Source organism: Reyranella humidisoli (assembly GCF_019039055.1).
Classification (GTDB): Bacteria; Pseudomonadota; Alphaproteobacteria; order Reyranellales; family Reyranellaceae; genus Reyranella; species Reyranella humidisoli.
In genome coordinates, this window is record NZ_JAHOPB010000002.1 from 867,261 (window position 1) to 883,327 (window position 16,067).

General features: G+C 66.4%; 17 protein-coding genes. 7 read left to right on the top strand and 10 right to left on the bottom strand.

Annotated features, from left to right (window positions below):
- The first annotated feature begins 107 nt into the window (after window positions 1-107).
- Window positions 108-770 (top strand): COQ9 family protein, encoded by a 663-nt coding sequence (locus KQ910_RS22580; RefSeq protein WP_216965473.1) that lies wholly within the window; start codon window positions 108-110, stop codon window positions 768-770.
- On the opposite strand, the gene KQ910_RS22585 is transcribed toward KQ910_RS22580, so the two are convergent.
- The 3 genes from KQ910_RS22585 to KQ910_RS22595 are packed head-to-tail and all read right to left on the bottom strand — an operon-like array spanning window position 715 to window position 2,583.
- Window positions 715-1,818 carry a 5-(carboxyamino)imidazole ribonucleotide synthase gene (locus KQ910_RS22585; protein WP_216965476.1) on the bottom strand — a complete coding sequence of 368 codons (1,104 nt, stop codon included), beginning with the start codon at window positions 1,816-1,818 and terminating at the stop codon, window positions 715-717. The two genes, KQ910_RS22580 and KQ910_RS22585, sit on opposite strands and share 56 nt — an antisense overlap.
- On the bottom strand, window positions 1,818-2,351 hold the full coding sequence (gene purE, locus KQ910_RS22590) for a 5-(carboxyamino)imidazole ribonucleotide mutase (RefSeq protein WP_216965478.1): 534 nt from the start codon (window positions 2,349-2,351) through the stop codon (window positions 1,818-1,820). The genes KQ910_RS22585 and purE overlap by 1 nt, the downstream gene beginning before the upstream one ends.
- A 7-nt stretch (window positions 2,352-2,358) precedes the next feature.
- Window positions 2,359-2,583 (bottom strand): YdcH family protein, encoded by a 225-nt coding sequence (locus KQ910_RS22595; protein WP_216965481.1) that lies wholly within the window; start codon window positions 2,581-2,583, stop codon window positions 2,359-2,361.
- A 94-nt stretch (window positions 2,584-2,677) separates the two neighbouring features.
- On the opposite strand from KQ910_RS22595, the gene KQ910_RS22600 reads away from it, so the two are divergent.
- Window positions 2,678-3,241: a TIGR02444 family protein gene (locus KQ910_RS22600; protein ID WP_216965483.1), complete on the top strand. Its 564-nt coding sequence runs from the start codon at window positions 2,678-2,680 to the stop codon at window positions 3,239-3,241.
- Between the two features lie 151 nt (window positions 3,242-3,392).
- Entirely contained in the window at window positions 3,393-3,572 is a 180-nt protein-coding gene (locus KQ910_RS22605; RefSeq protein ID WP_216965485.1) for a YdcH family protein, read from the top strand.
- A 20-nt stretch (window positions 3,573-3,592) separates the two neighbouring features.
- Here the strand turns inward: KQ910_RS22605 and KQ910_RS22610 are convergent, their stop codons facing one another.
- The 6 genes from KQ910_RS22610 to KQ910_RS22635 all read right to left on the bottom strand — a co-directional run bounded on the left by KQ910_RS22610 (window position 3,593) and on the right by KQ910_RS22635 (window position 9,659).
- Window positions 3,593-3,901: a hypothetical protein gene (locus tag KQ910_RS22610; protein ID WP_068191735.1), complete on the bottom strand. Its 309-nt coding sequence runs from the start codon at window positions 3,899-3,901 to the stop codon at window positions 3,593-3,595.
- Window positions 3,885-4,610, bottom strand: coding sequence for an AzlC family ABC transporter permease (locus KQ910_RS22615; RefSeq protein WP_216965487.1), 726 nt, complete (start codon window positions 4,608-4,610; stop codon window positions 3,885-3,887). Before KQ910_RS22615 ends, KQ910_RS22610 begins: the two co-directional genes overlap by 17 nt.
- 93 nt (window positions 4,611-4,703) lie before the next feature.
- Window positions 4,704-6,071, bottom strand: coding sequence for an SrfA family protein (locus tag KQ910_RS22620; protein WP_216965489.1), 1,368 nt, complete (start codon window positions 6,069-6,071; stop codon window positions 4,704-4,706).
- 68 nt (window positions 6,072-6,139) lie between these two features.
- Window positions 6,140-8,047 (bottom strand): acyl-CoA synthetase, encoded by a 1,908-nt coding sequence (locus KQ910_RS22625; RefSeq protein WP_216965491.1) that lies wholly within the window; start codon window positions 8,045-8,047, stop codon window positions 6,140-6,142.
- Between the two features lie 52 nt (window positions 8,048-8,099).
- Complete coding sequence (locus tag KQ910_RS22630) at window positions 8,100-9,068, bottom strand: Bug family tripartite tricarboxylate transporter substrate binding protein (RefSeq protein ID WP_216965493.1); 969 nt, start codon at window positions 9,066-9,068, stop codon at window positions 8,100-8,102.
- Window positions 9,069-9,137: 69 nt separating this feature from the next.
- Window positions 9,138-9,659 carry a hypothetical protein gene (locus tag KQ910_RS22635; RefSeq protein WP_216965495.1) on the bottom strand — a complete coding sequence of 174 codons (522 nt, stop codon included), beginning with the start codon at window positions 9,657-9,659 and terminating at the stop codon, window positions 9,138-9,140.
- A gap of 94 nt (window positions 9,660-9,753) precedes the next feature.
- On the opposite strand from KQ910_RS22635, the gene KQ910_RS22640 reads away from it, so the two are divergent.
- The 3 genes from KQ910_RS22640 (at window position 9,754) to KQ910_RS22650 (ending at window position 13,928) form a co-directional block, all read left to right on the top strand.
- The gene (locus KQ910_RS22640) at window positions 9,754-11,655 is read left to right on the top strand and encodes a propionyl-CoA synthetase (RefSeq protein ID WP_216965498.1); all 1,902 of its coding nucleotides are present in this window, start codon (window positions 9,754-9,756) and stop codon (window positions 11,653-11,655) included.
- A 112-nt stretch (window positions 11,656-11,767) separates the two neighbouring features.
- The gene (locus tag KQ910_RS22645; RefSeq protein ID WP_216965499.1) at window positions 11,768-13,282 is read left to right on the top strand and encodes a 3-hydroxyacyl-CoA dehydrogenase; all 1,515 of its coding nucleotides are present in this window, start codon (window positions 11,768-11,770) and stop codon (window positions 13,280-13,282) included.
- A 79-nt stretch (window positions 13,283-13,361) separates the two neighbouring features.
- Complete coding sequence (locus tag KQ910_RS22650) at window positions 13,362-13,928, top strand: hypothetical protein (RefSeq protein WP_216965500.1); 567 nt, start codon at window positions 13,362-13,364, stop codon at window positions 13,926-13,928.
- Between the two features lie 3 nt (window positions 13,929-13,931).
- On the opposite strand, the gene map is transcribed toward KQ910_RS22650, so the two are convergent.
- Complete coding sequence (gene map, locus KQ910_RS22655; RefSeq protein ID WP_216965501.1) at window positions 13,932-14,678, bottom strand: type I methionyl aminopeptidase; 747 nt, start codon at window positions 14,676-14,678, stop codon at window positions 13,932-13,934.
- Between the two features lie 133 nt (window positions 14,679-14,811).
- Between map and KQ910_RS22660 the strand changes: the two genes are divergently transcribed.
- A complete protein-coding gene (locus KQ910_RS22660; protein ID WP_369408425.1) occupies window positions 14,812-15,951 on the top strand; it encodes an acyl-CoA dehydrogenase family protein in 1,140 nt (379 codons plus the stop codon).
- Window positions 15,952-16,067: the final 116 nt, after the last annotated feature.

The window sequence follows — 16,067 nt, forward strand, 5'->3', positions numbered from 1 at the left end:
AATGCGGCTTGGCCCACGAATGTTCGGGCCCGGAATTCCAGAGGCGGCGTAGGTATCACAGGGCGATACCCTTGGGAACCCCCCGATTGGGGCCTATATTCCACGGCATGGACGAGCAGAAAACCCCCGATTTCGCGGAAAATGATCCGGATTCCACCCTGAGGGACCGGCTGGCCGACGCCGTCGCCTCGGAGGCGAGCTTCGAAGGCTGGACGCGGGCGGCTCTGGCCAGCGCTGCCCGGGGCCTCGATCTGCCCGCTGGCGAGGGTGAGCGGCTCTTTCCCGGCGGTCCCCTCGATGTCCTGACCTTTCTCAGCAGGCGGTCCGACCTGCGCATGGTCGAGGACATGGAGAAGGAGGGCGTCGTTGCCCTGAAGATCCGCGATCGCATCAAGGGCGCCGTCCGTATCCGGCTGGAGCGTCATTCCGGCCAGCGCGAATCGGCCCGGCGGGCGCTTTCCCTGTTGTCGCTGCCGTTCAATGCCCCGCTGGCGCTGAAGCTGCTCTACGGGACCGTGGATGCCATGTGGTACGCCGCCGGCGACACCAGCACCGACTTCAATTTCTACACCAAGCGGGCGACCCTGGCGGGTGTCTATTCCTCGACCCTGCTCTACTGGCTGAACGATCGCTCGCCGGGCGCTGAGGCCACCTGGGCCTTCCTCGACCGCCGAATCGACGACGTGATGCGGATCGAGAAGCTGAAGGGGCAGGTCAGGTCGTGGACGAACCCGAAGCAGGCGGCAGCAGGCCCGGCAGCACGTAGGTGACGTGCCCCATCTTGCGGCCGGGGCGGGCTTCCGCCTTGCCGTAGAGGTGCAGCCGGGCCGTCGGTTCGGCGAGGTAGCGGGGCCAGTCGTTGGCCTCGTCGCCGATCAGGTTCTCCATCCGTGATGGCGCCAGCACGTCGACCGGCCCGAGCGGCAGGCCGCAGATGGCCCGCACCAGCTGCTCGAACTGGCTGGTGGCGCAGGCGTCCATCGTCCAGTGGCCGGAATTGTGCGGGCGCGGCGCCATCTCGTTGGCCAGCACGCTCCCATCCTTCGTCACGAACATTTCCAGCGCCACGAGACCGACGAGATCGAGGCCCTGCGCCAGTTCGATGCCGAAGCGCTCGACGGTGGCCAGCGTGGTCGCCGGCAGCCCGGATGGCACGGTCGTGGTCCTCAGGATGCCGTCGCGATGGCCGTTGATGCCGATCGGGAAGCAGCGCGTGGCGCCGTCGAGCCCCCGGGCGACGATGGCGGAGACCTCGCACTCGAAATCGACCATCGCCTCCAGGATGCACTCCCGCCGGCCGAGCTTCTCCCAGGCGGCGGACAGTCCCGCCTTGTCCGTCACGCGCGCCTGGCCCTTGCCGTCATAACCTTCGGTGCAGGTCTTCAGGATACCGGGCAGGGCGGTGGCGGCGGCGATGTCGGCTTCGGAGCGGATGGGCTGGTAGTCGGCTGTGCCGATCCCAAGCTTGCGCAGGAAGTCCTTTTCGCGGAGCCGATGCTGGGCGAAGTGGATGGGCTTCACGCCCGGCCGGACCGGCTTCAGCTTCTCGCATTCCAGCACGGCGCCTTCGGGGACGTTCTCGAACTCATAGGTGACGACGTCCACCTGGGCCACGAACCGGGCGAGGGTGCTGACATCGTCGTAGGCCCCCTGGACATGACCGGCGCAGACCTGCGCGGCGATCGGATCGTCCTCCGGGGCATAGACGATGCAGCGATAGCCCAATCGGGCCGCGGCAAGCGCCGTCATGCGGCCCAACTGGCCGCCGCCCAGGATACCGATGGTCGATCCCGGCGGTAGAGGAAGCTCGGCCGGCATCAGCGGTGGGGCGGGGCGTCGTCGGATGGGATCTTGGCAACGGCCTGCGTCTGACGCGTGCGCCACGCCTCGACGGCGGCCATGATCTTGGCGTCGCCAAGACCGACGATCGAAGCCGCCAGAAGCGCGGAATTGATCGATCCGGCGCGGCCGATCGCGAGTGTCCCGACCGGGATGCCTGCCGGCATCTGGACTATGGAAAGAAGACTGTCCTGACCCTTGAGTGCGGCGCTTTCCACCGGCACGCCCAGGACGGGAAGCGGCGTCATGGCGGCGGTCATGCCCGGAAGGTGGGCGGCGCCGCCCGCGCCGGCGATTATCACCTTCAGGCCACGGCCCTTGGCGCCGGAGGCATAGTCCATCATGCGCTTCGGCGTCCGGTGTGCGGAAATGATGCGCGCCTCGAACGGGACGCCCAGCGCCTCCAGTGTCTCGGCGGCGTGACGCATGGTCGACCAGTCGGACTGGCTGCCCATGATGAGGCCGACCAGGGGCTTGGTCGTCCGGCGACGTTTGATGGTTTTCCGGGCCATGGACTTCTCAGGCGATGATATCGGGAATGAGCCGACTTTCCAGACGCAGGATCTGGTCCTTCAGGCCGAGCTTGCGCTTCTTGAGGCGCTGGAGCTGGAGCTGGTCGAAAGGCGGCTTTTCGAGCAGGCGATCGACCACCTCGTCGAGGTCGCGATGCTCGCTTTTCAGGGCCTCAAGTTTGGCCTTGATGGTCTCTGCGTCCGGCGGATCCGACGACGTCAGGTCATTCATGCGGGGCGCACTCGTCCAGACAGGCTAGCCACGTCGCTCCCGGCCGTGTACCCCGTAGCCCGCCCAAAGGGAAGCACCCAAAGGCCAAGCAATCGTGTCGGACTTTCTCCCCCATCCGTTCTGGAACTTCTCGCTCGAACTCTATGCCGGTGAGGGCGTGGCCGAGGCTTGCCTCGACCTGCAGGAGCGCCGCGGCTGCGACGTGAACATCCTGCTGTTCTGCTGCTGGCTGGGCGCTTCGGGGCGTCCCACCCTGACGGCCGACCGGCTGCGCTCGATCCTGGCCGCCAGCGATGCCTGGCAGTCCGAGGTCGTGAAGCCGTTGCGCGAGATGCGGCGGCGGCTCAAGGACAATGTCTGGCCGGGCGCGCTGCCCGAAACGGTCGATGCCGTGCGCCGGCGCGTCGCCGACGCGGAACTGGCGGCCGAACATGCCGAGCAGCTCAAACTGGCGAGTCTGCATTCTCCGTCGCCTGATCGCGAGCGTCCGCCGGAGAAGCGCCTGCGCGCCGCGGTCGGCAACCTGGGTGTCTATGCCGTCTGCCTGGGCGTCGTGCCGGACGACAAGGATCGCAAAGCGGTCGCCGCGCTGATGCGCGCAACGTTTCCCGCGCTGGCCCCGCCCGAGGTCGCGGAGGCCGTGGGGCTCGCGGCCTGAGCGAAAATGGTTGCCCGGCGGGCGGCCAAACATGGCGGTTATTCACAATCTTTGCCGGCCGATCGTTTCGCGGGTTGATTCGACGTGACTCCGCCCAATGTCAGAGTCAGACTTCTGCTGTCCCCGCAAACAAACTCGGAGGTATCCGACTATGAGCACCGTGGACCACATCGAAGCACTGAAGAACAAGCACTCTGTTCTCGAGCAGGCGATCCATCAGGAGACGACGAGGCCGCATCCCGACGATGATGCGATCTGCAGCCTCAAGAAGCGGAAGCTCATGATCAAGGACGAGATCGTCCGTCTCAGCGAGCCCGACACGTCGCACTGACGTCCATCGTCATCCGAAGTTCAGGCGAGGCCCGCCCAGCGGGCCAGCGCCACGGCGCCGACGCCACCGAAAAGGCCGGGGGTGAAGCCTCCGACCTTGCGGGTCATCACGGCCGCGACCACCGCGCCCACGATGAACGCGCCGCCGGTTTGCGCGAGCGGCACGATCGCGGCGGAGACGAGCACGGCGCCGGGGGCGTGATCGAGAAGGGCCGTCACGAAGCGATGGCGGCCGAGCCATCGCATGGCAATGAAGCCGCCACCCTTCGCGGCCATCGCCGCGAGCGCCATCACCAGGATAGCGACGAGATTCTCAGGACTGGCGGACATCGTCTCTCCTGAAATCTCGCAGCGCGCCGAAGAGTCCGCCGGCCAGGCCGCCGATGACGATGTACCAGTTGCCGCCCATCAGCCACTTGGCCGCGAAGGCTGCGGCGATCGCCACCATCCATGGCGCGATGTCGCGCTTGCCGCGGAACAGGATGGTCGCCACCACGACGAAGACCGCCACCCCCACGAAGTCGAGGCCCAGCCGCTTGGCCATCGTGGGATCGGAAAGGATGCCGCCCGCCGCCAGATGGCCGGCCAGGGTCGAGCCCGACCAGATGCAGGCCATCACGAAGCCGCCCCCCAGGAACTTGCCGAGGTCGCCATGGCCGCGACGATATTCGGCGATGTTGACGGCCCAGTTCTGGTCGACCGTCACGTACCAGACCGGCGGCTGAAGCCACCACGGCAGGTGCGGGAGATGAGGCTGCAGCGCCGCGCCCATCACGAAGTAGCGCAGGTTGGCCACGAACACCGAGACGGCGAGCGCCATCAACGGCAGCGGCTGCGCCCAGATGTCGAGCGCCACCATCTGGCTGGTACCGGCCATGACGGTGAAGCTCATCAACGTGGTCTCGAAAGCGCTCAGGCCCTTCTGCGCGGCAGCGACGCCGAAGCCTATTCCGAATGGCAGGGAGGCGAGGCCCGGCAGGATCATGCGCAGGGCGCCGGCCTGGAAACTGCGCCACGTCACGCGCGCGGAAGGGGACACTGAGCTGCTACCGGTGAAGAGGAAACGGCGCGCAATCTAGGGCAGGCGTGGCGCTGCAGGAACCGAGTTTACCTCAGCCGCCCATGAGTTGGGTCAGTTCAGCTTGTGCAGGTTGACCGACCAGGTGACCGGCGCGCCGTAGGCGTTGCGCGACTGGCCGCTGCACACCGCGACATTGTCGGAGCCGCGATGGCAGACGAGCTGGTCCGAAAACCACCTCGAGCCGTCGTTGCAGGTCGAATCGGCGTCGCGCAGCCGCAGCACAGCGCCCTCGAAGCGGGCCTGGGCGCGCGTCCGGCACGCCGTCCGGCCCCGCCGCCATTCAAGCTGGCCCGCGCCGCTCGCATCGAAGCAATAGGACGAGACTCCCGGCTGCATCTGCAGCGTCTCGTGGCGGAACGGATCGGTGCGCCAGCAGCCCTGCATGAACGAGTAGTCGTTGGTGGGAGCGTTCGGCAGGCGCAGACGATTGTCGCCGGGATTGCGCGGTTGGGGAGCGGCCTGTGGTGGCGTGGCCTTGGGCGGTGCGGGCTTGGGGGCCGGCGGGATCATCGGCGGCGGGGGCGCGGCGGCGACTTGCGGCGGCTTGGGCGGTTCCGGGGGCTTGCAGTCGGCGATGCGCTTCTTCAACTCGGCCTCGGCCAGGGCCAGTTCGACCTTCAGGACGCGCTCGCGCGATTGCTCGGTCGAGTAGGCCGCCTTCAACGCGGGCACGGGATCCGGCAGGGCTTCCGGTGGCGGGGGAGCCGGCGGTCCCTCGCGCGTGGCGATGGCGACGTCGGGATCCACCGGCAGCAGGCCGCGCAGCAACCATGCGCCGCCCAACAGAAGAAGCAGGAGCGGCAGCGCGAGGGCGAGCGTGCGCCACCACGGCACACCGGCGGCAGGAATGACAGCGGGCAAGCCGGGCCGTGCCACTTGCGCCGCTTCCAGCACCGGACGGCGCTCGGGGGCGCCCAATCCGGGCACGGGCGCGTCGGGAACGCGCGCCAGCGCGAGCGGCAGTAAAGCGCTGGCGGCTTCCTTTTCGTAGCCCCAGGCGACGATGACGGGTCTATCTCCGACCAGGAAGACGAACGCAGGCGAGGGCGCCCGTGCGGCGAGCTTCAGCGACAGGCCGACGGTGCCGGTTTCTTCCTTCGGCCCGTGGCCTGCCAGCATGTCGCCCAGCCGGCGGATTTCGGCGAGCGTGGCCTCGACCTTCGCCAGCACCGCGTCGCGCTCGGCCGGGGCCAGTTCGGTGACGGGACGAACGGGACCGGACCAGCCGGCATACCAGTCGATGCCCTGGTCGTTCTCGTGGAGCTGCGGATCGGCCAGCAGGTCGGCGGCGGCATCGCCGAGGCGGCGGCGCACCACGCGGCGCAATTGCGGCGCGGCATTGTGCAAGGGCTCGCCGCGCACGCCCAGCGGGCGCACGCCGCTGCGGGTCGTCACGATGAGCGTTGTTTCACCGGCCATGGGAGACTGAAATTAGCCCGGCGATTATGGCGGCGCGATGGTTTGCGCCAGTCGGCGCGAAGGCGGCTTCAGGCCGCCTTTGCCCATTCGCGCAGGACGAATTTCTGCACCTTGCCTGTCGAGGTCATTGGCAAGTCGCGGAACACGACATGTCGCGGGCACTTGTAGCCCGCGAGGTTGGCGCGGCAGTGGGCGATGATGTCCTGGGCGGTGGCGGTCGCGCCGGGCTTCAGCATCACGAAGGCGCAGGGCGTCTCGCCCCATTTCTCGTCGGGCTTGGCCACCACGGCGGCATTGGCGACGGCGGGATGGGCGATGATCACGCCCTCGACCTCGATGGTCGAGATGTTCTCGCCGCCCGAGATGATGATGTCCTTCGAACGGTCGCGCAGTTCGATGTAGCCGTCCTCGTGCATCACGCCGAGATCGCCGGAGTGGAACCAGCCACCGGCGAAGGCATCGCGTGTCGCGGCCGGGTTCTTGAGATAGCCCTTCATGGTGAGGTTGCCGCGGAACATCACCTCGCCCATCGTCGCGCCGTCGCGCGGCACTTCCTTCATGGTCCTGGGATCCATCACCGTGACGCCGTCCTCGGCGGCGTAACGCACACCCTGGCGCGCCTTCAGCCGCGCGCGGTCGTGGGCCGGCAGTTCGTCCCAGTTTTCGTGCCAGGAGCAGATGGTGGCGGGGCCGTAGACTTCCGTGAGGCCATAGACGTGCGTCACGCGGAAATTCTGCTTCTCCAGCGCCTCCAGCACGGCGGCGGGCGGCGGCGAGGCGGCGGTCATGAACTCGACCTTGCGCTTGAGCGGCCGACGTTCGGCCGGCGTCGCACCGATGATCAGCTGCATGATGATCGGCGCGCCGCACATATGGCTGACGTCGTGGTCGGCCAGCGCATCGAAGATCGGCTTGGCGGCGGGGCGGCGCAGGCAGACCGAAGTGCCGGCGACCAGCGCCAGCGTCCAGGGGAAGCACCAGCCGTTGCAGTGGAACATCGGCAGCGTCCAGAGATAGACGGGGTGCAGGCCGATCGGCCATTGCGTGGCGTTGCCGTAGGAGGAGAGCGTCGCGCCGCGATGGCTGTAGACCACGCCCTTGGGGTTGCCGGTGGTGCCCGACGTGTAGTTAAGCGTGATCGCGTTCCACTCATCCGACGGATAGGCCCACGCGAAATCGGGATCGCCGTCGGCGATGAATTCCTCCCAGGTCGTGTCGCCGATCTGGGCGCGGTCGTCGCACTCGGGATCGTCGATGTCGACGACCAGCGGCTGCACCTTGGCGATCGCCAGCGCCTCGGTCACGACGCGATGGTATTCGCGATCGACCAGCAGAACCTTGGTCTCGCTATGGTCGAGGATGAAGGCGACCATCGCCGCATCGAGGCGGGTGTTCAGCGAGTTCAGCACGCCGCCTGTCATGGGGACGCCGAAATGCGCCTCGTACATCTCGGGAATGTTGGGCGCCATGATGGCCACCGTGTCGCCCACGCCGATGCCGACCCTGGCGAGGGCCGAGGCAAGGCGCCGGCAGCGTGCATAGGTTTCCGCCCATGTCTGCCGACGCTCGCCGTGGATCAGGGCGACATGGTCGGGATAGACGCTGGCGGTGCGCTCGATGAACTGCAGCGGCGTGAGAGCGGCATGGTTGGCGGGCGTCTTGTCGAGGTCGCGTTCGTAGATGTTGTGCGCGGCGAGGGCGGTCTTATGAGAAACCGGGCGGGGCGGCGCGAGGCGCGTGACGGAGGTCCGGCTCTTGACCGGCCGGCGCTGGCCCGGGCGGGCGAGCGGCTTGGACGCGGGGACCTTGCGGGGCGCGGCGACTTTCTTAGGCGAAGCAGCCTTCTTCGGAGCGGCCTTCTTCGGAGCGGCCTTCTTCGCGGCGCGCCCGGCCGGCTTTTTCGTCTTGGCGGCGGCCTTACGCTTGACCGGACGTTTCGACGTGCTGCTGCCTCTTCCCGACTTGCGCTTGGCCATGATCTTCCGTCTGTCTCCTTGGGTGGCGGCACTCTCTCACAGGGCGCGGCGATTACTCCAGCTTGATATCCAGGTCCTTCAGCAGCCTGGCGAAGTAGACCTGGTCCTCGCGCACCTGCCGCGCGAAGTCGGTGTAGGATTGATATTCCACGTTCTGAGCCACGAGCAGCAGTTTTTCCTTCATGACGGGCAGGGCGGCGGCCTGCGCTGCTGCATCGGATATGCGCTTGAGCACGGATTCCGGCGTTCCCTTGGGCGCAAAGAGGCCAAACCAGCTCCTTGCACGAAAGCCCTTGAGATCGACACCGACTTCGATCGCCGTCGGGGTGTCCGGCAGGTCCGCCATGCGCGTCGGCTGGTCGACGAAGGCGGCGCGCACCTTGCCGGCCTTGGCATAGGGCACGAACGACGGATCGAAGACCATCTGGATGCGACCGTCGAAGACGTCGCCCGTGGCATCGACGATCGTCTTGTAGGGCGAATGCTGCATCTGGATTCCGGCCGCGCGTGTCAGCACCTCGCCGGTGAGATGCGTGATGGTGCCGAGACCCGACGAGCCGAACCAGTATTTGCCGGGATTTGCTTTCGCGAGCGCCACGAATTCCGCCCAGCTCCTGGCGCCCAGCGCGTTCGTGATCGTGACGACGAGGATAGGCGTCGACAGGCGCGCGACGGCAACGAGGTCCTCGGGATTGTACGGCACCTTCCGGGCGGCCGGCGTGATGGCCATGATCGCGGTCGGCGAGAGCAGGAGCGTATAGCCGTCGGCCGGCGCCGTCGCGACCATCTGGGCGCCGACACCGCCGGACGCGCCGGGCTTGTCCTCGACGATGATCTGCTGGCCGAGTGAAGCGCTCATCTTCTCGGCATAGAGCCGGGCGACCTGGTCGGCCGAACCGCCGGGCCCATAGGGCACGATCAGGCGGATCGGCTTGGCGGGCCAATTCGTGGTTTGAGCCTGCACACGCGTCGACGCCAGCGCGGCAAGCCCGCCCAGCGTCACCTCACGGCGACCGACCATCGGTTCCCTCCCAGGAACATTCTCGTTGCCGGGAGAATAGCGGTAGGCGGGGGGCGGCGACAGCCGTTCCTAGACGAGGACGAAGGAGTCGAGGAACTGGCGCGCCGCCGGCTGGGTCTCGATGCCGGGTTTGCCGTCGACCACGAGTTGGAACAGGCGGCCGCGCGACCAGTAGGCCCGGGTGACGGCCACATTGCCGTTGGGTTGGACGATCGTGAACTCGCGACCCTCGACTCGGCCGATCTGAAGCTTCTTCTCGTCCCGGTAGGTGCCCCCCGACGCCGCACCGTTGCGAACCTGTGTGAGGATGACGTCTGCGGCCGCGCCTCTGGTCACCGTGTTGGGGTAGTCGACATAGGATGCGATGTACGCAACCTGCGAGACCACCGAGGTCGCCTCGGTCATCGGCACGGTGTTGTTGTTGCCGATCGGCACCTGGACGATGGCGATCCTCGGCAGGGCGGGGAGGTCGACACGGAAGCGGCCGCCCTCTGGCTTGTATTCAAACCAGCCCTGAGCCTGGCCCCCGGCCGGCAGAAAGGCAGCCGTGCCACACGCGGCCAACAGAGCCGCGAAAAAACGTCTGCGCATCGAAACACTCCGTGAGACAAGATGCTCCCACATCCGGATTGCCGCCGACCATGCCGGGCGTTAATCCTGACTGTCAAAAGGGAGAAGAAACCTCATGACCGTCGGGAACAGATATCGCGCCATGCACGCGCGCTCGCTGAGCGACCCGGAAGGTTTCTGGGCCGAGCAGGCCGCCGCGATCGACTGGACGAGGCACTGGGACAAGGTGCTCGACGGCGCCAATCCGCCCTTCTATCGCTGGTTCCAGGGTGGCGAACTCAATGCCTGCCACAATGCGCTCGACCGGCATGTCGACGGTGGCCGCGCCGAGCAGGCGGCGCTGATCTACGACTCGCCGCTCACCAACACCAAGAAGACCTTCACCTACCGCGAACTGCGCGATCAGGTCGCGCTCATCGCCGGCATGATCGCGGCCCAGGGCGTGGGCAAGGGCGACCGTGTCATCCTCTACATGCCGATGATCCCCGAAGCCGTTATGGCGATGCTCGCCTGCGCTCGGATCGGTGCCATCCATTCCGTGGTGTTCGGCGGCTTCGCGGCCAAGGAGCTGTCGAGCCGCATCGACGATTGCGCGCCCAAGCTGATCCTGACCGCCTCGTGCGGCATCGAGCCGACGCGCATCGTGCAGTACAAGCCGCTGGTCGATCAGGCGATCGAGCAGGCGGCTCACAAGGTGCCGAAGGTTATCCTGCTGCAGCGGCCGCAGTATGCCGCGACGATGGTGGCCGGTCGCGACCTCGACTGGGACCAGGCGCTCGCCACGGCACAGCCGGCGGCGTGCGTGCCGGTGAAGGCCACCGATCCGCTCTACATCCTCTACACGTCGGGCACGACCGGGCAGCCCAAGGGTGTCGTGCGCGACACCGGCGGCTACTGCGTGGCGCTCGCCTGGTCGATGAAGAACCTCTACGGCGTCGAGCCGGGTGAAGTGTACTGGTGCGCCTCGGACGTGGGCTGGGTCGTGGGCCACAGCTACATCGTCTATGGGCCGCTGATCCACGGTGCGACCACGATCCTCTACGAAGGCAAGCCGGTCGGCACGCCCGATGCCGGCGCCTTCTGGCGCGTGATCTCCGAGCACAAGGCGATGGCGCTGTTCACCGCGCCGACCGCCTTCCGCGCGATCAAGCGCGAGGACCCCGAGGGTAAGCTGCTGAAGAACTACGACCTGTCGAAGTTCCGCACGCTGTTCCTCGCCGGCGAACGTGGCGATCCGCCGACGGTCGAATGGGCGCAGAAGCTGCTGGGCGTGCCGGTGGTCGATCACTGGTGGCAGACCGAAACCGGCTGGGCGATCTGCGGCAACTTCCAAGGCCTCGACCCGATGCCGGTAAAACTCGGCTCGACCTCGGTGCCGTCGCCGGGCTGGCATCTCGATGTGCTCGACGAGAACGGCCATCCGATGAAGCCGGGCGAGGTCGGCGCGCTGGCAGGCAAACTGCCGCTGCCGCCGGGAACCTTCCCGACCTTGTGGAACGCCGACGAGCGCTACAAGCAGAGCTACATGACCGAGTTCCCCGGTTACTATAAGACCGGCGATGCGGGCTTCATCGATCAGGATGGATACGTCTCGGTGATGACGCGCGTGGACGACGTGATCAACGTCGCCGGCCATCGCCTCTCGACGGGACAGATCGAGGAAGTGCTGGGCGCCCACAACGACGTCGCCGAATGTGCGGTGATCGGCATTGCCGACGAATTGAAGGGCCAGGTGCCGCTGGGCTTCCTGGTGCTGAAGGCCGGCGTCAACCGGCCGCCGCAGGAGATCACCAACGAGGTCGTGCAGATGGTGCGTGATCGCATCGGTCCCGTCGCCTTCTTCAAGAGCGCGCTGGTCGTGCAGCGGCTGCCCAAGACGCGCTCGGGCAAGATCCTGCGCGGCACGATGCAGAAGATGGCCGACAGCCAGCCGTGGACCTTGCCGGCCACGATCGAGGATCCGGTCGTGCTCGACGAGATCAAGGACGGCCTGAAGGGCGCGGGGTTTACGAAATAACTGTCATCGCGAGCGTAGCGAGGGATCCTTCTCGCAGCTTTGAAGGATCCTTCGTTACGCTCGGAATGACACCATCATCTTTGATGACGACAGTCGATTGTTTGGAGGAAGTATGAGTCTCGATATCAACCGCGCCGATCTCACCGTCGGTGTCGTAGGAACCGGCGCCATGGGCCGCGGCATCGCGCAGGTGACGGCGCAGGGCGGCATCAAGGCCATCATGTACGACGCCGCGCCCGGTGGTGCTGCGAAGGCGAAGGCTGCGATCCTCGACACGCTGAAGGGATTGGTCGCCAAGGGCCGTCTGACCGATGCCGATCTCGCCAAGGCCGATTCCAACCTCGGCGTCGCCGACAAGGTCGAGGACCTGAAGGGCTGCCACGTCGTCGTCGAGGCGGTTTTCGAGAATCTCGAAGTGAAGCAGAAGCTGTTCGGCGAACTCGAGGCGGTGATCGCGCCCGACGCCATTCTGGCGTCGAACACCTCGTCGATCCGCATCGCCTCGATCGCGCGCTCCTTGAAGCATCGCGAGCGCGTCTGCGGCATGCACTATTTCAATCCCGTACCGCTGATGAAGCTGGTCGAGGTCATCCGCGCGGCCGACACCGCGCAGTGGGTGGTCGACGCCATGGTGGCGCTGGGCAAGCGCCAGACGCGCGTGCCGGTCGTCGTGGGCGACACGCCGGGCTTCCTGGTCAATCTCGGCGGTACGGCCATCGGCACCGAAGGCCTGCGTATCATGCAGGAAGGCCGCGCGACGCCCTCGCAGGTCGACGCCGTGATGCGCGACACCTGCGGCTTTCGCATGGGCCCGTTCGAGCTGATGGACCTCACCGGCATCGACGTGAACTTCCCGGCGCGCAAGATCATCTACGAGGGCTTCTTCCACGACCGGCGCATGACGCCGAGCCCCTATCACGAGAGCCTCTATGCGGCCGGCAAGCTCGGCCGCAAGACCGGCGGCGGCTGGTACGGCTACGACGAGAAAGGCGCGAAGATCGACGCGGGCGCCGATCACCCGACCTCGCACGTGCCGGCCTCGAGCGTTGTCATCATGGACACGCACAACACCAAGCTGATGAGCCTGCTGAGCAGCGACGGTGCGAAGATGCTGGCGGCCGACGACGGCAAGAGCCCGATCCTCGTGGCGCCGATCGGCAAGGACTGCACCACGACGGCGGTCGAGCTCGGTCTCGACCCGAAGCGCACCGTCGCGGTCGACCTGACGGGCGACATATCCAAGCGCATCACGATCATGATGGCGCCGGGCTTCGATCCGGCCATCCGCGACGCCACCGTGGCGCTGCTCGCCAAGTCCGGCACCAAGGTGACGGTGATCAAGGACTCGCCGGGCTTCATTGCCCAGCGCATGGTCTCGATGATCGCAAACCTCGGCTGCGAGATGGCAATGATCGGTATCGCCTCGGCCGCCGACGTCGACACGGCAATGACCCTCGGCCTCAACTATCCGCGCGGCCCGCTGGCGCTGGCCGACTGGCTGGGCGTCAAGGAGTGCCATGAGATCCTGGTGCAGATCCAGGCGATCACCGGCGACGACCGTTACCGCCCCAGCCAGTGGCTGCGCCGCCGCGCGATGCTGGGATTGAGCGCGACGACTGTCGAGTAGGGCGGTCGAATAGCGATCGGTTGGGAACAGTGCTCCTGCATCATCGTTCAATCCCCTGCAGTCTTTGCAGGGGAACCCGATGAAGCGACGTACATGGACGGCGGTCGGCCTCGCGCTGGTGGTTTGCGCGACCGCCGGGGCCGCGCAGGCCCAGCCGCTCAAAAACGAGAACCTGCTCGTGGGCATGCCACAGGGCTTCAAGCTCGGTTTCAAGGACTCGAAGAACGGGATGAACATGCAGGAGTTCATCCCGACCGGCGAAACGGTGCAGAACTGGACCGAGATGGTCACTGTCCAAGTGTTCCTGAGTCGCAAGGATCTCCAGCCGACGCCGTTCCTCGCCGCCATGCAGAAGCAGTGGTCGGATGGCTGTAAAGGCAGCACCTCTACCGCGGTTTCGACCGGCAAGGTGAACGGCTACGCCGCCGCCGCGGTCCTGCTGCGCTGCCCGTTGCTCGCCTCGACGGGCAAGCCCGAGACGACGATGATCAAGGCGATCAAGAGCAACGACAGTTTCTACGTCGTACAGCGCGCGGTTCGGTCGGTCCCGACGCCGGAACGCCTGGAGACGATGAAGAAATACATCGAGAGCGTCAGCGTCTGCGATTCACGGCTGGCCACCGCGCCCTGTCCGACGGTCAGATAGCGCTCAGGCCAGCGTCAGGATCAGCGGACCGCGCCGGGTCGCGACCAACGTGTGCTCGTACTGCACGGTGGCCTCTCGGAGCGGGGGACGGAGCGTCCAGCCGTCGTCCATCTCTTCGACCGAGTCCGCGCCCAGAGACAGGAACGGCTCGATCGTGAAGACCAGGCCATCGGTGATCTTGCGGCGGTCGCGCGGCTCGTACCAGGTCGGGATTTCCGACGGTTCGTCGTGCAGGGAACGACCGACGCCATGGCTCGCAAGATTGCGGATCAGGCTGTAGCCGTTCTTCTGGGCGAAGGTTTCGATCGATCGGCCGATCTCGTTCAGGCGGGCGCCGGGCTTCACGGCGCGGATGCCGGCCCACATGGCCCGGCGGCCATCTTCGCAGAGGCGCTGGATACGCGCGCTGGTCGGCGGCACGGCGAAGCTCGCGCCGGTGTCGCCGAAAAAGCCTTCGAGTTCGGCGGAGACGTCGATGTTGATCAGGTCGCCGGCCTTGATCACGGTGTCGTCCGGAATGCCGTGGGCGCAGTCGGGGCCGACCGAGATGCAGGTCGCGCCCGGGAAATCGTAGGTGACCTCCGGAGCCGACCGCGCGCCTGCCTTTTCGAGGAGGGCACGGCCAAGGTCGTCGAGTTCCCTGGTGGTCATGCCGGGTTCCAGCGCCTCGCCCATGGCGGCGAGGGTACGGGCCACCAGCTTGCCGACGGCACGCAGTTTCTCGAGCTGGTCTTCATTGTCGATGGTCATGACCTTCCCTTCGTAGCCGGCGTTGACGTTTACGTAAAGGTAAACTACCTACGCTGTGCTGGCGGACGAACCACAGCCGGCCCACAGTCCCTTCAAGAAGACTGACCATTCTGTTCGTTGGAGGACGACGCTCGTGACTGCTTTGGCCGCGCACTACACGCCCGAACACCAGATGTTCCGCGACACCTGCCGGCGCTTTTTCGAGAAGGAAGTGACTCCTTTCCACATGGAATGGGAGAAGCAGGGGATCGTGCCGCGCGACCTGTGGCGCAAGGCCGGCGAGCAGGGGCTTTTAGGCATGACCATGCCCGAGGCCTATGGCGGCGCCGGCGCCGATTTCCTCTACAGCGCCATCATGATCGAGGAGCAGGGCCGCGCGCTGGCGTCGGGTCCGGCCTTCTCGCTGCACAACGACATCGTGGTTCCCTACCTGCTCCACTACGGCACCGAGGAGCAGAAGAAGAAGTGGATCCCGAAGGCCTGCTCCGGCGAACTGGTCACGGCCATCGCCATGACCGAGCCGGGGACGGGCTCCGACCTGCAGGCGATCAAGACGACGGCCGTCATGGACGGCAACGAGTGGGTCATCAACGGCTCCAAGACCTTCATCTCCAACGGCCAGCTCGCCGACCTGGTGATCGTGGTCGCCAAGACCGATCCCAAGCTCGGCGCCAAAGGCACGTCGCTGATCGCCGTCGAGACGAAGACCGAGGGTTTCAAGCGCGGCCGCAATCTCGAGAAGATCGGGATGAAGGCGCAGGACACGTCGGAGCTGTTCTTCCAGGACGTGCGCGTGCCGGCGGATCATCTGCTGGGCGGGCCGGGCATGGGCTTCGTGCAGCTGATGCAGCAGCTCCCACAGGAACGCCTGGTGATCGCCATCCAGGCGGTGGCGGCGATCGAGGCGGCGCTGGAACATACGCTCGCCTACGTGAAGGAGCGCAAGGCGTTCGGGAAGCAGATCATCGATTTCCAGAACACGCGCTTCAAGCTGGCCGAACTCAAGACCAAGGCCCATATCGCCCGCGTCTTCGTCGACGACTGCGTGGCCAGGCACCTCAAGGGCGAACTCGACGTCGCGACCGCGGCGATGGCCAAGTACTGGACGAGCGAGCTGCAATGCGAGTTGATTGACGAGTGCCTGCAGTTCCACGGCGGCTACGGCTACATGTGGGAATTCCCGATCGCGCGCCTCTACGCCGACGCCCGCGTGCAGAAGATCTACGGCGGCACCAACGAGATCATGAAGGAACTCATTGGACGCACTTTGTAATTTGCCTCCCCCGTCATCGGGGGAGGTGTCGTCGTCTTACGACGACGGAGGGGTCATGACCCCTCCGCCCCTCCGGGGCACCTCCCCATTTGAATGGGGAGGGACGTGAAGAAAGA

Excerpts from the sequence above, each read along its gene's own strand:
- KQ910_RS22580 (WP_216965473.1), top strand. The coding sequence starts at position 108 with ATGGACGAGCAGAAAACCCCCGATTTCGCGGAAAATGATCCGGATTCC.
- KQ910_RS22585 (WP_216965476.1), bottom strand. The coding sequence starts at position 1,818 with ATGCCGGCCGAGCTTCCTCTACCGCCGGGATCGACCATCGGTATCCTG.
- purE (WP_216965478.1), bottom strand. The coding sequence starts at position 2,351 with ATGGCCCGGAAAACCATCAAACGTCGCCGGACGACCAAGCCCCTGGTC.
- KQ910_RS22595 (WP_216965481.1), bottom strand. The coding sequence starts at position 2,583 with ATGAATGACCTGACGTCGTCGGATCCGCCGGACGCAGAGACCATCAAG.
- KQ910_RS22605 (WP_216965485.1), top strand. The coding sequence starts at position 3,393 with ATGAGCACCGTGGACCACATCGAAGCACTGAAGAACAAGCACTCTGTT.
- KQ910_RS22610 (WP_068191735.1), bottom strand. The coding sequence starts at position 3,901 with ATGTCCGCCAGTCCTGAGAATCTCGTCGCTATCCTGGTGATGGCGCTC.
- KQ910_RS22620 (WP_216965489.1), bottom strand. The coding sequence starts at position 6,071 with ATGGCCGGTGAAACAACGCTCATCGTGACGACCCGCAGCGGCGTGCGC.
- KQ910_RS22625 (WP_216965491.1), bottom strand. The coding sequence starts at position 8,047 with ATGGCCAAGCGCAAGTCGGGAAGAGGCAGCAGCACGTCGAAACGTCCG.
- KQ910_RS22630 (WP_216965493.1), bottom strand. The coding sequence starts at position 9,068 with ATGGTCGGTCGCCGTGAGGTGACGCTGGGCGGGCTTGCCGCGCTGGCG.
- KQ910_RS22635 (WP_216965495.1), bottom strand. The coding sequence starts at position 9,659 with ATGCGCAGACGTTTTTTCGCGGCTCTGTTGGCCGCGTGTGGCACGGCT.
- KQ910_RS22640 (WP_216965498.1), top strand. The coding sequence starts at position 9,754 with ATGACCGTCGGGAACAGATATCGCGCCATGCACGCGCGCTCGCTGAGC.
- KQ910_RS22645 (WP_216965499.1), top strand. The coding sequence starts at position 11,768 with ATGAGTCTCGATATCAACCGCGCCGATCTCACCGTCGGTGTCGTAGGA.
- KQ910_RS22650 (WP_216965500.1), top strand. The coding sequence starts at position 13,362 with ATGAAGCGACGTACATGGACGGCGGTCGGCCTCGCGCTGGTGGTTTGC.
- map (WP_216965501.1), bottom strand. The coding sequence starts at position 14,678 with ATGACCATCGACAATGAAGACCAGCTCGAGAAACTGCGTGCCGTCGGC.